Here is a 16,109-nt window from a genome sequence, read left to right as displayed (position 1 = left end):
GAGGAGAAGTTATGATTGCAAAACAGTATAAGAAGATGCTGGAAGGCAAGTCTGTGATTCGTGAGTTAGCCGAATTTGCGGCAGCGCGCGGGAAGGAAATCGGCTACGAAAATGTTTTTGATTATAGTCTAGGGAATCCTTCGGTTCCTGTTCCCGGTGACTTTACACAAGTTATGCAGACGATGCTTGCCGAAAAGAGTCCTGTAGAGCTCCATAGTTATAGTCCTAGTCTGGGGATTGCTTCTGTGAAAGAAAAAATAGCGGAGTCGTTAAATCGGCGTTTTGCCATGAATTATACGGCAAATCATATTTTTATGACTTCCGGCGCGGCTGGCGCTTTAGCCCATGCGGTACGCTGTGTTACGGAACCAGGTGACGAAGTGTTGACTTTTGCGCCGTTTTTTCCGGAATATCATCCATATATTGATTTGACTGGGGCAGTTTTAAAGGTGGTTCCGCCGAATACAGCAGACTTTCAAATTAATTTTGCTCTTTTTGAAGAAATGCTGACAGAGAAGGTGGCGGCGGTACTGATCAATTCGCCCAATAATCCTTCCGGTGTAGTTTACTCTAAAGCTACGATTGAAAGACTGGCTGATTTACTGACTAAAAAAGAAGCGGAATATGGTCACGAAATTTTTATTATATCTGATGAACCTTATCGGGAAATTTTGTTTAATGGTGTGGAAAATCCTTATATTTCCAAGTTTTATCATAATACCTTATCGTGCTATTCTTACTCGAAATCACTATCTTTACCCGGTGAACGAATTGGCTATGTAGCAGTAAATCCCACTTGTGTTGATGCAGCATTGATTGTTAGTATGTGCGGTCAGATTTCACGTGGGATTGGTCATAATTGTCCTTCGTCGATTATTCAGTTGGCTGTAGCGGAGGTAGTTGATTTAACTGCTGATATGGCTGTTTACGAGAAAAATATGAATTTGCTTTACGAAAAACTCGTTGAGCTCGGCTTTAGCTGTGTGAAACCAGGCGGCACTTTCTACATTTTCCCTAAGGCTTTGGAAGAAGACGCCAAGATATTTTGTCGTAAAGCGTTAAAGTATGATTTGATCTTAGTGCCTGGCGATAGTTTTGGCTGCCCTGGCTATTTTAGAATGGCCTACTGTATTGACACGGAAAAAGTGGAACGTTCTCTAGCTGCATTCGAGAAATTTGTGCAAAACGAATATGGTAAGTAATTGGGGAAAGACGGCCGAAAGCAGTGATAAAAGCGCTTTTTTTCTGCTGGGGATTGTTGTTGTTTTATGGGGACTCAATTCTGTGGCTATTAAGTATCTTACTCAGTTTTTTCCGCCGCTCGCACTAGCGCCGATTCGCTTAACTTTGGCAGCTGCTTTACTTTTTCCTACGGTGATTTATCAATATGGTTGGGTAAAAATACCTGCCGCGGCTTGGCTGCCAATTAGCGGAATTTCACTTTTTTGCATCTTTTTGCATCAAATTGCCTTGACTTGGGGAATTAGTGCCACAAGCGGAATTCATGCTGTGCTTATCCTTGGTTTAAGTCCGTTATTCACGACATTGCTGTCGGCCTTATTCTTAAAAGAGGCTTTTACTGGCACAAAAGGTGTAGGAATTCTTATTGGATTTTGCGGGCTATTGTTTATTGTTGCTGGTAAAGCCCAAGGTGGTGCAAGCTTATGGGGCGACAGTGTAACTTGTATTGCAACAATTACTTTTGTAATTGGGTCTCTCTTTGTAAAGCAGGCGACCACCTATGTCTCGCCGCTGCATGTGACTGCTTATAGTCATGTTTTAGCGGCGGTAGGCTTGGATATTTTGGGGCTTTTTAGTCAGGCGCAGTGGACTTATGGCAAAGATTTAAGTTTTTCCGTGATCGCTGTCCTGATGTTTTCAAGTTTTTTTAGTACGGCATTAGGGGCCTTATTATGGAATATGAGTATTCAAAAAGTGGGTGCTTCAAGAGCTTCGTTTTTTCAAAATGCTTCGCCTGTTGTGGGCGTATTTGCTTCCGCGTTTTTTTTAGGAGAACAGCTATACTTGAATCATTTGTATGCGCTATTGCTTGTCTTACTAGGCGTTAGTTTTGGTGCAGGTCTTATCAAAAAACCGACATGGCTTTCATAGGAGAGTAGCGGCTATCATAGTATAAAACTAGGGGCAGTGTTGAAAGTAATATTCAACACTGCCCCATTTCTCGCTCAATTTTATTTGCAAAAATTACAGTGAGGGTAACGACAGATCTCGCAATTTAAGCAAAGTCCGCCATGGCCCATAGCCGCGATCAGGGCGGCCGTGATTGTTTCATTTAAAAGAATTCTAGGTAGTAGTACATCAAGGATCGTAATCTTATGATACATGCCGCAGGCTGGAATACCTAAAATTGGCGTTTCCTTCAAACGAGCTAAGAGAAACATGTAGCCAGGTGAAACGGGTGTGCCATAGACTGTAACGTCCGCACCTGTTTGGCGAATCGCTAGAGGTGTTACGTCATCAGGATCTACGGACATGCCGCCTGTTACCAAGACAAGATCGTTAGTTTGCGCCAGCGTTTCAATAGCAGCGCTAATCTCATCAGGGTTATCAGGCGTGAAAATCGTTTTTACTACTTGGCTACCTAAACTGGCAAGCTTTGCTTTCATGACTTTTTCAAATTTATCGGGAATCCGTCCGTAAAAGACTTCATTGCCAGTGATAACTAAGCCCACTTTTTTCGCTGGAAGCGCCATGACTTGAATGATGGGGCCATCTGCGCAAATCTTTTGAATGGCGGCAAGGGTAGTCTGAGGGATAGCTAAAGGAATAATTTTAGTTCTGGCGACAAGCTCATTTTCCTGAACAAGTGTATCAGTGTGGAGTGTCGACACGGCAATTCCTGGCAGAGAATTAATTTGTTGTAGCTTTTCTACATTGATTTTTAATAAGCCTTTACAGGTCGAACGCAGGGTTGCTTTTCCTTCCGAGGCCGATTCATCAGCAATATTCAAACCAGCTACAAGTTGGAAAAGCTTTTGAGCGGCATCATTTTCGTGGATGTCCCCGGTTTTAAGTTCTAAGATATACACATGATCTTTTCCCATACTCAGTAAAATGGGAATATCTTCGGGTTGAATCTTATGCCCCTTTTTAAAAGCTACGCATTTAAACTGTCCCGGAACGACTCGGGTGAGATCTTGACCGAGAATAGAGCCTATGGCCTCCGTAACATGAATCGTTTTCATTGCTATTATCTCCTTGCGTAATTTATAGAAGAAGCGCTTCAAACTGCATGCTTGGCGTAAGCGCGGGGGTATTTGGCGGAATATCTAATAAGGCATTGGCTGATGCCGCCGCTTTTAGCATACCATTTCCTTGACTAGAAAGAGGATCTGCATATATTCTACCGTTGTGATTATAACAGCGTGCCCAGACGAAGCGTCGAGTTGGGGACGGTTTTGTGAACTCACTGTTTAAGGTGACTAAAGAACGCTGATGCTCCCAGCAAGAAAAACCGGCCAGTTTTTGGATTAAAGGTCGGAGGAGAACTTCAAAGGATACGCTGCTTGCCGCCGGATTTCCTGATAGCGCAATGAGCAGGGAGTTTTTCCACAATCCGGCTATGACTGGCATTCCTGGCTTGATATCGAGTCGATTAAAGAGAATGGGAATTTTGAAATGCTGAAAAAGCTGTTCCATTAAATCATAGTCGCCCACGGAAGCACCGCCAGTAGTGAGATAGATTGGCAAAGGCGGCGCTGTTTCAAGACTTTCGATAATGGCTTCAAGGCGATCTGGTACGAGGCCGAGTAAATGCGGTTCGCCACCGCACTTTAATATTTTTCCAGCCAACATAAAGCTATTGGTATCACGGATTTTCCCTGGCGTTAACGGAGCTTCAGGCGGCACTAGTTCGCTTCCTGTAGCTAATAAGCCGATTCTTGGTTTGGTATAGACGAGCGGCTGTGTTTGTCCCACTAACGCTAATAGACCGAGAACGCCTTCATTGATGTAAGTTCCTGGCGTTAATAAAGTTTCACCAGAGTGGATCTCTTCGCCGCGGCGGCAAATGTTTTTGGCTGCTTGCTGATCCGTATAAATTGTTACAATATCGTCGACAAGGTTTGTATCTTCTAGTCTTACGACTCCGTCAGCGCCTGGCGGTAGCGGTGCTCCGGTCATAATGCGAGCGGCTTCGCCTGGGCAAACCGGTTTGGTGGAAAAGGTACCGGCAGGAATGTTATCCGTTTGTATTAACGTTTTAGGAGCGGCGGCGGAGGCGCCCTGGATGTCAGCGCTTCTTACTGCATAGCCGTCAAGCGGGGATCGATCAAACGGCGGAAAATCAAGCGCAGCTATAATCGGTTCTGCCAGAAGTCGACCGAAGCTGTCAGCCAAAGGAATTCTCACTGTTGGATTTTTCGGCAGCAAGGGAGTCAGTAGATCGCGAGCTGTTTCTAATTCCATAAATTCACCACTTTGCAAAAAAAATTAAATTACGATAAATCTTTCTAGTGAAAGTATATCAGTAATTTAGAATTATTTCTAATAGACTTTCTTTGCAGGAGTTCTAAATTAAAGTAGGAATATAAGAAATGTGAAAGGCGGGTGATATTACCATGATACCCGTTATTTGTATTGTGGCAGCTGTTTCTAATATGGGGAAAACAACTTTTATGGAAAAAATAATTGCAGAAATGGTAGAGCGCGGCTACCGTGTGGGCGCCGTAAAGAGTGACAGCCATGGCTTTGAAGTCGATGTGCCTGGCAAAGATTCCTGGCGATTTCGCCAGGCTGGCGCTAATGTAACAGCTATTGTTGGTAACAGTCAGTATGCTGTCATTCAAAAGACTGATAAAAAAGCTGAACTGGATGAAATTGTCTCAGTGATGCGCGATGTCGATCTCATTTTAGTCGAAGGATTTAAACAAGCGAGGATGCCTAAGATTGAAGTGGTGAGAAGTGAACTCAGCAGTCAGATTGTTTCAGATCCGAAGGAGTTAATTGCAATTATTACGGATCTTAAGGAAGAAACTTTTCCAGCGCCGGCTTTTGCTTTTCATGATTTTAGCGGTGTAGCTGATTTAATTGTACAGAAATTTTTATAGGGAGGCAGTTTTTATGAGAGAACTGAGAAGAAAAGATAGAGCTATGGCCCAAGAGGCGGCACAGGAGGTTTTAAATACAGCGCAATATGGCATACTTGCTACGATTAATGAAGATGGTACGCCCTATGGCGTTCCACTAAGTTTTGTGTATCGCGATCAGGCTATTTATTTTCATTCGGCTACTACTGGGCAAAAATTAGACAATATTGCTTGGCGCGATGATACATGCTTTACGGTTGTAACTGACACAGAAGTGTTGCCAGCAGCTTTTTCGACGAAATATAAGTCAGTCATGGTTTTTGGTAAAGTCCAGCTTGTAGAAGATTTAGCAGAAAAAAAACAAGCAGCGATTTATTTTATCGAGAAATATAGTCGTGATTTTTATCAAGAAGGATTGGCTTATATTGATAAAGCCATTGAGCAAACAAAGTTTTTTCGGTTAGATATTACAGCCATGACTGGAAAAGCAAAAATATAGGCGTGGGAAATTTCGTTGTCAAGAAAATAGGGCAAACTAGTTTTGCTGTATTTTCTTGACAATAGAAAACTAAAACACTAATATAGTTTTTAAGTGGTGATTTTATTATGATCGGGAAAGAGGGCGAGACATGGAAGATATAAGAAATCTCATTCTTGATAAGGCTAAAGAGCGATTTGACCGTTTTGGCTATCGGAAAACAACGATGGATGAATTAAGTCGCGACTGTAAAGTTTCTAAGCGGACTATATACGAACTGTTTCGCGATAAAGAGGATTTATTTACAAATTTAATGATCCGGGAAAATCAAGCTTTTCAAAAAGTTCTTTTTGAACAAATTGCTATCATTGACGATCCGCTAGAACAGATTACGCAGCTTATCAGGACGGCCATTCGGTTTTTTAATGAAGATCACTTTTTAACTCGCCTGTTAAAGGCTGATGATCAGCTTTTTTCCGCCTTTATTAGTAAAAAATATAATACGATGGTGCGAGAAGAGGTTATTTCTCTCATCAGTGATATTCTGTGCAAAGGCAAACAGCGAGGGTTATTTCGCGAGGTTGATGAAGAACTTTTTGCTTATGCAGGTGTTCGGTTATTCGAAGCTTTTAGTTATATGCGGACAATGGAGTTTTCCGGTAGAAAAGGGGAAGAAGCTTATTATACAGAGGTATTAATTGATCTTATTGTCCATAGTATTGTGAAAAAATAAGAAGTACCCTATTTTTTAGAACGAGTTGTATGGAGGAGGGGAAAGCTTATGCAAAAATCTTTATATAAAGGTCTGTGCTGCTTCGTGTCCGCTTGGATTTTTTTAGCAGGCTGCGGTAATGCGCCCTTAGTTGAACAAAAGGCAGCGTTAGTTCAGACCGAAGTTATTAAGATGAGTGATAAGGGCCAGTCTGCTGTGTATTCCGGTGCGGTACGGGGTCGCTATGAAACGCAGCTCAGTTTTCAAGTGGATGGGAAAATTATCAAACGGTCTGTTCAATTAGGCAGTCAAGTGCAGGCTGGCGATGTCCTGATGGAAATTGATCCGAAAGATATTAATCAGTTGGTAAACAGTAATTCAGCGCAAGTCGCCTCAGCTCAATCGCAATTGAAACTGGCGGAAAGCAATTTGAATCGCTACCGGCAGTTGCTTGAACAAGATATTATTAGTCGAGCGCAATATGATCAATATCAAAACGCCTATGATGCTGCTGCGGCTGCGCTGCAGCAGGCATCAGCTCAATATTCCCAGGGAATCAATAAATTAAATTATAGTTTGCTGCAAGCGAGTAGTTCTGGTGTTGTTTCGGCAATCAATGTTGAGGCTGGGCAAGTCGTCAGTGCCGGACAGCCTGTTCTTACTCTCATTCAGGATGGCGAACGAGAGGTAGAAATTTCTGTGCCGGAAAATCAGGTAGAGTCACTTCAGAAAGCGGCGCAGCTTACTATTACTTTTTGGGCTTTAAACAATACAACGGTTACTGGTGAAGTCAGAGAAATTTCGCCCATGGCAGACCCCGTTTCGCGAACGTATAAGGCCAGGATTCGTCTAATAAATCCCCCTAGTGCTGTAAAATTAGGGATGACGGCAGCTGTTAATGTAGCTCAGGGAGTATCAGGCGGTAACGGTTCTGGTGTGTATATTCCATTGGCCGCATTATATCAGTCGGGGAATCAGCCGAATGTTTGGGTTGTTGAAAATGGAGCACTTACGCTACGACCCATTAGTGTGGGAACTTTTGGTGATAATCAGATTCAAGTTTTGTCAGGTCTTCAGCCAGGCGAGCGAATCGTAACAGCTGGAGTGCATAAGCTGCAGGCCGGACAGAAAGTAAGGACGGCAGGTGAAGAATAGTGAAGCGAGTCAATTTAACAGAGTGGGCTTTGCATAATAAACCAATTATTTATTACTTTATAATTGCTACGTTTATCATGGGGATTTTTTCCTACTTTCGGTTAGGACGGATGGAAGACCCTGATTTTGTCATCCGTCAAATGATTGTTTCTGTCTCTTGGCCGGGAGCAAGTGCGCGCGAGGTAGAAGAACAAGTTACGGATAAAGTGGAGAAAAAGCTTCAAGATACACCGGGGCTTGATTATTTAAAAAGTTATTCAAGGCCTGGTCAAGCTGTTATTTATGTAAATTTAAAAGACGAAGTCAGCGAAAAAGATATTCGCCCAACCTGGCGGGAAGTACGCGATATGGTGAACGATATCAGCCATACACTGCCGCAGGGCGTGGCGGGAATCGGATTTAATGACCGCTTTGACGATGTATTTGGTTCCATTTACGCCCTTACAGCCGACGGTTTTACTTATGAAGAAATGCGGGACAGAGCCGAGAAAATTCGTCGGATGCTACTGGCGATTCCCAATATTCGTAAAGTAGACTTACTTGGCGTACAGGATGAAAAAATTTACATTGAAATGGAAAGTGCAAAGCTGGCTGAGCTTGGAATCGATCCTAATTTGATTATGAATACAGTGAAAACGCAAAATGCTACGGCAGCGGCAGGCATGGTCGAGACGTCCTCTGATAATGTTTACCTGCGGGTTACGGGAATGTTCGATGATTTGGAAAGCATTAAAAATTTGCCGATCCGAGCCGGGGGACGGACTTTCCGTCTTGGCGATATTGCCAAAATTGAACGCAGCTATAGTGATCCGATCAATCCGAAAATGTACTTTAATGGTCAGCCTGCTATTGGTCTGGCTATCTCGATGGATAAAGGCGGCAATATCCTCACTTTGGGTGAAAATGTAACGGCAAAAATTAAAGAGATTCAGCAAGAGCTGCCTGCAGGGCTAGAATTAAGTCAAGTATCGAATCAGCCGAAAGTCGTTGAAGAATCGATCGGCGAATTTACAAAATCTTTGAAAGAAGCTATTTTTATCGTTCTAGCTGTGTGTTTTGCCAGCCTAGGTATTCGCTCTGGTATCGTGGTAGCTTTATGTATTCCTCTTGTGATTGCGGGAGTTTTTGTTTGCATGCAGATTGGCGGTATTGATTTGCATAAAGTTTCTTTGGGCGCTTTAATTATCGCCTTGGGGTTATTAGTCGATGATGCCATTATTGCGGTCGAGATGATGAGCGTTAAACTAGAACAAGGCTGGGATACGTTTAAGGCTGCATCTTTTGCCTATACAGCTACAGCTTTCCCTATGCTGACAGGTACATTGATTACGTGCGCTGGTTTTATTCCGATTGGTTTTGCTAAAGGGAATGCCGCCGAATTTACGAGTTCGCTATTCAAGGTTATAACAATTGCCTTAATAATTTCTTGGCTTGTTTCTGTTTTAGTTACGCCGCTTTTAGGCAGCCTGCTTATTAAAGTTAAGAAAGATCACCAAGCGGACCATAACCTGTATGATACTAGGTTCTATCGATTGTTTCGCAGGGTTCTCGTTTGGTGTCTGACCCATCGCAAAATCGTACTTGTTTGTACGTTAAGTGCTTTTATTGGGGCAATTGGTCTGTTTCAATTTATCAAGCAAGAGTTTTTTCCACCGTCAATCCGGCCGGAACTTATTGTGGAAATGACACTGCCCGAAGGGGCTTCACTGAAGGCTACAGAGGCCGAAGCCAATCGGTTTTCTCAGGAAATAGCTAGTGACGAACAAATCGAAAATTATAGCTACTACGTTGGTGAAGGGGCGCCACGTTTTGTTTTAACTACCGAGCCCAAACTCCCTGCTAATAATTATGCTCAGTTTGTTATTGTGGCCAAAAGTCCTGAGGCGCGCGATATCATTCACAAGAAAATTGATACTCTCTTTGCGGAACAATTTCCCAATGTGCGCGGCAATATTAAATTGATTCAGACAGGGCCGCCTTCACCGTATCCGGTGATGCTGCGCGTAGCTGGCTACGATCATGATAAGGTGCAAGCCATTGCGGAAGAAGTGCGCCAGGTTATGAATGATAACCCGAACATTCTTGATGTGAATTTTGATTGGAATGAAAAAAGCAAAGTTATGCATTTGGCAGTGGATCAGGATAAGGCTCGCTTACTCGGTATTGATAGTCAAACCCTGGCAAATAACCTACAAATGCAGCTATCTGGTGCAGCTATTGCTGAGTTTCGTCAGCGAGATAAGACGGTTGATATGGTATTTCGTTTAAATAATCAGAATCGCTATGACTTATCGCATATGAAAGACCTCAATATTCATATCGGTAGCGGCAAGTTTGTTCCATTAGAGCAAATCGCTAAAATTAGTTATGATGGGGAGCAGGGGCTTGTTTGGCGGCGTGATTTAAAACCGACAATTACGGTGCAGGCCAATGTGATTCCTGGGGCAATGGGCAACGACGTGACTAAAGCAGTGTATACCTCTTTGAGCCAAATTCGCAATCAGCTGCCGCCCGGCTATAGCATTACGATTGGCGGCTCTTTAGAAAATAGCGAAAAATCCATTAAGTATTTGTTGCAGCCTGTGCCTGCCATGATCTTTGTGATTTTAACACTGCTTATTTTCCAGTTGCGCAAAATATCGCTGATGCTGTTGACTGTGCTAACAGCGCCGTTAGGCATCATTGGCGTGAGTCTGGCCATGCTGGCCACACAGCGCCCACTAGGTTTTGTAGCTGAGCTTGGCATTTTAGCTTTGAGCGGTATGATTATACGCAATTCAGTCATTTTGATTGACCAGATTGAGCAGCATAAAGCAGCAGGTGAAACGGTATGGGATGCAATTATTGATTCGACCATTCTGCGATTTCGACCAATTATGTTGACTGCGGCTGCGGCGATTTTAGGGATGCTACCGCTGGTTATCAGTAACTTTTGGGGTCCCATGGCTGTGGCCATTTCCGGTGGTTTATTTGGCGCTACCGTACTTACTTTGCTCGTGCTGCCGACTATGTATGCGGCATGGTTTAAGGTCGAGGTTCCTCAAGCTATAATTGGTACAAAAGATTCTGTAAAGAGTGACCAGGTGGACGGTTCCATTTAAAGATTCTTTGTTGAATTAGCAATAAAGAAGGCTGACGTACTACACGTAGATTTTACGTGGATGCGTCAGCCTTTTATGTTTAGTTTTTGGACTCGTATGAGGGTTACTTGACCTGGAAGTTAGTCACAGCACTTTGGAGTTCTGTTGCTGTAGATGCTAAGGATTTGCTGGAGAAGGCAATTTCTTGCATCACGGCGGCCTGTTCTTCTGTTGCGGCAGAAACGCTTTCCGCTTCTGTTGCATTTGCATTTGCTATTTTATCGACATTTTGAACTGATAGAACAAGGGTTTCGCTGCCAGCGGCAATCTGATCAATGGATTCGATAATGCCTTGCATCTGTGTTGATAAGGTTTCTACAGTAGCTGCAATTACTTTAAAGGTATCTCCAGCAGATTCAACTACTTCGATCCCTGTTTGAACGCCAGTGGCGCTAGCGTGGCTGGCAGTAATCGCCTGACCCATAGCAAGCTCGTTTTGTTGAATTAAAGCGGTAATCTTTTGTGCCGCTTGGTTAGACTCTTCGGCGAGTTTGCGAACTTCGTCAGCAACGACAGCGAAGCCACGGCCCGCTTCACCGGCGCGAGCCGCTTCAATGGCGGCATTAAGAGCTAGAAGATTTGTTTGACCAGCAATGGAGGAAATCAGTGTTACAATTTCGCCGATTTCGCGTGAGCCTTGTGCTAAATTTTCGATCGTATTTTGCACTGTTTCAGAGCCAGTACCAATATTACGCATATGTTCGGTGGCTTTTTCAATAGCCTCACGACCTTGACCCGTAGAAAGACTTGTTTTTTGGGCCATTGAGGAAATTTCTCGAACTGTTACCGTAATGTTTTCTATGCCAGCAGAGATTTTTTCAACAATCGTCGCCATTTGATCAACTGCTTTTGCCTGTGATTCAGAACCTGCGGCAATATGGCAGGTTGCCTGGGCGACCTGATTTGTTACTTCGGCGGATTGTTGGGCGCTGGCTGTCATTTCTTCGCTGGCAGCAGCAACGGTTTCTGATTTTAACTGTACATTGGTAATGAATTTACGAAGTTTTTCCGCCATTTCGCTAAAGGCTTTGGCTAGTTGGCCAAATTCATCATCAGAATTGATTTGAATGGGACGAGAACGTAAATCGCCTGCGGCTAATAAGAGTGATTCATCACGGATTCTGATAATGGGGCGGGCGAAATTGTTACTGATAGCAACAACAGCAATGGAGCCAAGTAAAATACAGACTAGGGAAGCACCTATTAGAATCAAGCTCATTGTTCCTACTTCACGTGTGGCTTCAGCGGCAGGGGCGGTAATCATCATGACCCAGCGCTGGTCGCCAGGAAGCTCAATGGGAGTTAGTACACTGAGATAAGACGTATCTTTATTTAGAAAGTTGTGAGTTCCTTCGTGTTGCCCGCCGTTTTCGACTGTTTCTTTGAATAAAGCGAGAATTTTATCGTCTAGTTCAGCAATCGGTAAATTCAGCTCAGTCGCTACTTTTTTTTCTGTTAACATTAGTTTGCCATTGAAGTCAGCGCTTTTGCCATTGGCAATGACCATACCGGATTTGGCAATAATCAGGCCGTAACCGCTGTCTTCAAATTTAATATCTTTTACCATGTCATTTAAACTGTCAAGTGGAATAGTTGCCTGCAGTATGCCGGTTACATTGCCATTAACGAAGACCGGAACGGCAACGGCCAGAGAAATTTTGCCTGTTCCCTTGGCAATGAGTGGGTCCGATATAGCAATTTTTTTAGTTTGAATCGCTTTTTTATAATATTCGCGATCGCCTAAAAAAACCGTATCTCCTTGCGCGCGGACAACATTTCCTTGCAAATCGCCATAATTTAAGCCCGTAAACTTATTGTTGCGCTTAATTCCGTCAGCTAAAGCACTGACGATTTGCGGGCGATCTGTGCCGGCTTTTATGTAAGGATTATTCGCCAGTTCCTGGACAAAGATAATTAGTTCATTTGTAGAAGATTGTACACGGTGCGCATAATCAACACCAATGGAAGAGGCAATTTCATTGACGCTGTTAGATAAGTAGTGTTTAGAGAAATAATAACTGATTCCAGTCAGAACGCTTAAAGAAATGATCATGATCGCAAGAATTAAGAACAACAGACGTGTACGGATGCTTGTCATGCGAAACTGAATAGGAAAGGTTTTCATACTTTCACCCCAATTTGGATTATTTAAATATATTTTAAAATATTTAGGTGGAACTTAAAAGAAGATAAGAGAGGAATTCTGTATACTTGGCCGATTTCCTGTTTAATTATACTATAGCTTGACAAGTAAGGCTAATTTTTACAAAAAATTAACCTCAAATTCACCTGATTTAAGCTATATTAGCCTAAAATAGGACTTGAAGGCTAGTGCTTTGGTATAGTCGAGAAAAAACGGTCAGGTGATAAGAATGAATCGTTTATTGGAACCGGCAATACGCTTTATGAATCGACTAAAATACGCTTATAAATTTACGATCATTGGGCTTCTTATTTTTATTCAGGCTTTTGTGTTAATTTATATGTTGGTAGCCGAGTTAAATCGGACGATCGAATTATCGGAAAAAGAGCGTATGGGGATTCACTATGAAATTGTATTAACTGATTTATTAGCAGCAGCTCAGTCTTATCGTACAGTTCATTATGAGTATTTGTCGCAAACAGATGAACATAGCCAAGCTTTGCAGCAAGAGAGGGCTAAGGTTGATCAAGCTTTGGCCAAGGTAGTTGAGGAAGAGAAGCATCTTGGAAATCAATTTGATACCGACTGGAAAGTACAGTTAGTGCAACAAGACTGGGGGAAACGAAAAGCAGCGACGCAATTAGAGCAAAGCCAGAATCAGACAGAGTTAGACTTAGATAGTCGCTGGATTGAAGAGATCAATGAATTGATGCAACATGTTGGCTATGCTTCTAATCTAACGATGGATTCAGACTTTACTACATCTTACCTTATTGATGTAACCTTAAGAAAACTGCCTCAGCTTATGGACTATTTGACTGTAACGAAAGCTCTTGCGGTACAGCGGCCCCAGAGTGGTTTTTCCGAAGACAGCAAGAATCGTTTACTGCAGATTGTTGGGCTGGAGCGGTCTGTACTAGAGCAGGTTAGTCATGATATCCAGCTTATATTTCGGCATAATGAGCTAGTAGAAAAAGAATTAAAAACCCTACAGTCGGCACTGACTGATTCTGTACCGATTTTTACTTGGAATGTGGAACAAAACCTTTTAGGGCAGCAAGGATTACCGATTCCGCCGGAACTACTTGCCGCCGCAGGCGTTCAGGCTATACAAACTTCCATAGACATGGAGAAAAGTACCTTACAGGTTGCAGAAAAAATGCTAGCAGAGCGAGTAGACCGTTATCGTCAATATCGTGATGGTGTAGTGGTTTTTTCAGGGGCTGTACTATTTCTTGTTTGCTATCTTTTCTTAGGATTTGATTTGTCAGTTCGTAGATCTGTCTATGAATTGAGTGGTGTTATGCAGCGCGTTGGTCAGGGCGATTGGGCGGTGCGAGGGCGGCTTTTTTCGAAAGATGAAATGGCTTTTCTGACAAATTCGATTAACACTACGCTTGATTCTTTGCAGAAAATGTATGAAGAAGTGCAGCGGTCTCATGCTTGCATGGAAGAATGGAATAAAGAATTGGAGAAAAAAATTGCGGAACGAACTGCCTCATTACAGAGCCTATTAGACCATGCTGGACAAGGATTTCTTTCTTTCGGTCCTGATCTTACAATTAATGAGGAATACAGCGCTGAATGTGAAATGATTTTTTCTGGCCCAATTGGCGGTAAGAATATTTCTGTATTGCTCTATCCGGATAATGAAACCGAGCAAGATTTTATAGTTAATCTCTTTGCTAAGGTCTTTACAGAACAACGTACGATGGTGCGAAAAACTTATCTTTCGCTTTTGCCAGAAGAAATTATGCTAGGAAATCGATCTATTGGGCTTGCCTATAAGCTAATTGAAGGCAAGAAAGAGCTTTGGGATCGAAGAATTATGGTGATTCTTACAGATCTTACTCTTCAAAAAACGATGGAACAGCAAATTCAGGCAGAGCGAGATGTTTTATCAATGGTGGTTCATGTTGTTACCCATGCCGATGACTTCTTTGCTGCTGTGAAGCAATATAATGCTTTTTGCCAAGAGGGGATCGGACAAAAACTCAAAGAAGAACAGACCACTACAGATATTTGCTCTGCCTTATTTCGAACGGTCCATACTTTTAAGGGAACGTTTGGGCAGCTTCGCATGAAGCACTTGATGGCAAAACTACACGAGATGGAAGATTGGTTAGGGAAGTTTTGCGCCCATAAAGCCGGAGCAAGCGATCAGGCTTTGCAAGCAACCCTTGCTGCTTTTCCACCTGCAACCTTACAAGAATGGCTGCAGGAAGATATGACGATTTTAAAAGAGATATTGGGAGAGAGCTTTTTTGAACAAGAAAATCGCTTGGTTATTGAAAGTGAACGTTTATTAGAACTAGAAGCGAAAGTGCAAGAGCTTTTACCACCGGAAGAATGTCGTTTCTTACTTCCTGAACTAAGAAAGCTGCGGTATAAGCCATTTAAAGAATTATTGCAATCTTATCCTGAGTATACGGTAGGATTGGCGGAACGAAATGGCAAAGTGATTAAACCGTTTGTTATTGAAGGCGGCGAGAATCTCGTCGATCCAATTATTTATCAAGAATTTATTAAATCACTTGGTCATGTATTTCGAAATGCTGTAGTGCATGGCTTAGAGTCCTTAGAGGAAAGAATCGTGCAAGGGAAAGATGAAATCGGCCATATGCGTTGTTGGATCCATCACGATGCTGAGGGCATGAGGTTACATATTCGTGATGATGGCAGGGGAATGGATTCAGAGCAAATCAGCTCTATTGCGTTGCAAAGAAAAATTTGTACAACAGTAGAATTGGCAGGGATGGATGAGCAAAAAAAGTTGCAGCTTGTTTTTGCTGAAGGCTTTTCCGGCGCTCCCAAAGTTACTGAATTAGCAGGACGCGGTGTGGGACTTTCTGCGGTTCTAGCAGAGTTAAAGCAACTTCATGGGACCGTACAGATTCATAGTGCGATTGGACAGGGAACTGAATTTGTTTTCTTTTTGCCGCATAGAAAAGCGAGCGACGTAGATGGTTTTGCTATTAGATAAACGACATATAATATAAAGGAGAAAACTTATGGCAAGAATAATGATTGTAGATGATGCTTTAATGATGCGTACAGTGCTGCGCAAGATTTTTGAAAAAGCCGGGCATGAAGTAGTAGCGGAGGCCGTAAACGGCGAAAACGCCATACAAGAATATCCAAGATGCGGCCCGGATATTGTTACAATGGATTTAACGATGCCGGGATTGGGGGGGATCGGGGCATTAAAGGGAATTATGAAAATAGATCCTTTGGCAAAAGTCATTGTTGTAAGTGCCTTAGGTCAAAAACACGTAATCTTTGAGGCTTTGCAGGAAGGGGCTAAGAATTATATTATAAAACCGCTTCAGGCGGAGAAGCTTTTAAGTGCTATAGACATTGTTTTAAATGAGGCTAGTTTTTGTGAGGCAAAATAAAAATAGTAAGACTGCCTGGAACAAGGCAGTCTTAGGTG

Annotated in this window: 12 protein-coding genes; 9 read left to right on the top strand and 3 right to left on the bottom strand. The window is 42.7% G+C overall.

The genetic code is table 11. From position 1 onward, the window contains the following. The first annotated feature begins 11 nt into the window (after positions 1 to 11). Positions 12 to 1,202 (top strand): pyridoxal phosphate-dependent aminotransferase, encoded by a 1,191-nt coding sequence (locus tag AC0NJP_RS06000; protein WP_474037814.1) that lies wholly within the window; start codon positions 12 to 14, stop codon positions 1,200 to 1,202. After that, positions 1,192 to 2,112 (top strand): DMT family transporter, encoded by a 921-nt coding sequence (locus tag AC0NJP_RS05995; RefSeq protein ID WP_474699149.1) that lies wholly within the window; start codon positions 1,192 to 1,194, stop codon positions 2,110 to 2,112. Before AC0NJP_RS06000 ends, AC0NJP_RS05995 begins: the two co-directional genes overlap by 11 nt. A gap of 80 nt (positions 2,113 to 2,192) precedes the next feature. Here the strand turns inward: AC0NJP_RS05995 and AC0NJP_RS05990 are convergent, their stop codons facing one another. Together AC0NJP_RS05990 and AC0NJP_RS05985 are read right to left on the bottom strand one after the other, a co-directional pair. Then, a complete protein-coding gene (locus tag AC0NJP_RS05990) occupies positions 2,193 to 3,206 on the bottom strand; it encodes a molybdopterin-binding protein (protein ID WP_474699148.1) in 1,014 nt (337 codons plus the stop codon). A 22-nt stretch (positions 3,207 to 3,228) separates the two neighbouring features. Next, a complete protein-coding gene (locus tag AC0NJP_RS05985) occupies positions 3,229 to 4,428 on the bottom strand; it encodes a molybdopterin molybdotransferase MoeA (RefSeq protein WP_474699147.1) in 1,200 nt (399 codons plus the stop codon). 152 nt (positions 4,429 to 4,580) lie between these two features. Here AC0NJP_RS05985 and mobB point away from each other — a divergent pair, with 152 nt between their 5' ends. From mobB to AC0NJP_RS05960, 5 genes are all read left to right on the top strand, one after another. Further along, a complete protein-coding gene (gene mobB / locus AC0NJP_RS05980; RefSeq protein ID WP_474699146.1) occupies positions 4,581 to 5,069 on the top strand; it encodes a molybdopterin-guanine dinucleotide biosynthesis protein B in 489 nt (162 codons plus the stop codon). 13 nt (positions 5,070 to 5,082) lie between these two features. Continuing rightward, entirely contained in the window at positions 5,083 to 5,547 is a 465-nt protein-coding gene (locus AC0NJP_RS05975) for a pyridoxamine 5'-phosphate oxidase family protein (protein ID WP_474037820.1), read from the top strand. Between the two features lie 130 nt (positions 5,548 to 5,677). After that, complete coding sequence (locus AC0NJP_RS05970) at positions 5,678 to 6,259, top strand: TetR/AcrR family transcriptional regulator (RefSeq protein WP_474037822.1); 582 nt, start codon at positions 5,678 to 5,680, stop codon at positions 6,257 to 6,259. A 48-nt stretch (positions 6,260 to 6,307) separates the two neighbouring features. Beyond that, a complete protein-coding gene (locus AC0NJP_RS05965) occupies positions 6,308 to 7,393 on the top strand; it encodes an efflux RND transporter periplasmic adaptor subunit (protein WP_474699145.1) in 1,086 nt (361 codons plus the stop codon). Then, positions 7,393 to 10,494 carry an efflux RND transporter permease subunit gene (locus AC0NJP_RS05960; protein WP_474699144.1) on the top strand — a complete coding sequence of 1,034 codons (3,102 nt, stop codon included), beginning with the start codon at positions 7,393 to 7,395 and terminating at the stop codon, positions 10,492 to 10,494. The genes AC0NJP_RS05965 and AC0NJP_RS05960 overlap by 1 nt, the downstream gene beginning before the upstream one ends. Before the next feature lie 103 nt (positions 10,495 to 10,597). On the opposite strand, the gene AC0NJP_RS05955 is transcribed toward AC0NJP_RS05960, so the two are convergent. Next, positions 10,598 to 12,658, bottom strand: a complete 2,061-nt coding sequence (locus AC0NJP_RS05955; protein WP_474699143.1) for a methyl-accepting chemotaxis protein — start codon at positions 12,656 to 12,658, stop codon at positions 10,598 to 10,600. Positions 12,659 to 12,905: 247 nt separating this feature from the next. On the opposite strand from AC0NJP_RS05955, the gene AC0NJP_RS05950 reads away from it, so the two are divergent. Together AC0NJP_RS05950 and AC0NJP_RS05945 are read left to right on the top strand one after the other, a co-directional pair. After that, positions 12,906 to 15,659 (top strand): ATP-binding protein, encoded by a 2,754-nt coding sequence (locus AC0NJP_RS05950; protein ID WP_474699142.1) that lies wholly within the window; start codon positions 12,906 to 12,908, stop codon positions 15,657 to 15,659. Positions 15,660 to 15,687: 28 nt separating this feature from the next. Then, positions 15,688 to 16,071, top strand: a complete 384-nt coding sequence (locus AC0NJP_RS05945; RefSeq protein ID WP_474037830.1) for a response regulator — start codon at positions 15,688 to 15,690, stop codon at positions 16,069 to 16,071. The last annotated feature ends 38 nt before the right edge of the window (positions 16,072 to 16,109 follow it).

The organism is Pelorhabdus sp. sgz311002 (assembly GCF_056134285.1).
The sequence above is the reverse complement of the archived record's forward strand: the minus strand, read 5'-3'. Positions and strand labels throughout refer to the sequence as shown.